The organism is Proteus sp. STS61-E, assembly GCF_040932335.1.
In the GTDB taxonomy this organism is placed as follows: domain Bacteria; phylum Pseudomonadota; class Gammaproteobacteria; order Enterobacterales; family Enterobacteriaceae; genus Proteus; species Proteus mirabilis_B.
The window spans coordinates 1-622 of the sequence record NZ_JBFQGE010000016.1 but is presented as its reverse complement, the minus strand read 5'-3'; the positions used below and the strand labels follow the sequence as shown (position 1 = coordinate 622).

At 52.1% G+C, this 622-nt stretch carries 1 rRNA gene; it reads left to right on the top strand.

Annotated features, from left to right (window positions below):
- Positions 1-622: ribosomal RNA gene (locus AB4J89_RS18970) — 23S ribosomal RNA — on the top strand; the annotation flags it as partial.

The window sequence follows — 622 nt, the reverse complement described above, 5'->3', positions numbered from 1 at the left end:
TGGGGTGACTGCGTACCTTTTGTATAATGGGTCAGCGACTTATATTCTGTAGCAAGGTTAACCGTATAGGGGAGCCGTAGGGAAACCGAGTCTTAACTGGGCGAATGAGTTGCAGGGTATAGACCCGAAACCCGGTGATCTATCCATGGGCAGGTTGAAGGTTGGGTAACACTAACTGGAGGACCGAACCGACTAATGTTGAAAAATTAGCGGATGACTTGTGGATGGGGGTGAAAGGCCAATCAAACCGGGAGATAGCTGGTTCTCCCCGAAAGCTATTTAGGTAGCGCCTCGTGAACTCATCTTCGGGGGTAGAGCACTGTTTCGACTAGGGGGTCATCCCGACTTACCAACTCGATGCAAACTGCGAATACCGAAGAATGTTATCACGGGAGACACACGGCGGGTGCTAACGTCCGTCGTGAAGAGGGAAACAACCCAGACCGCCAGCTAAGGTCCCAAAGTCATGGTTAAGTGGGAAACGAAGTGGGAAGGCTCAGACAGCCAGGATGTTGGCTTAGAAGCAGCCATCATTTAAAGAAAGCGTAATAGCTCACTGGTCGAGTCGGCCCGCGCGGAAGATGTAACGGGGCTAAACCATGCACCGAAGCTGCGGCAGCGA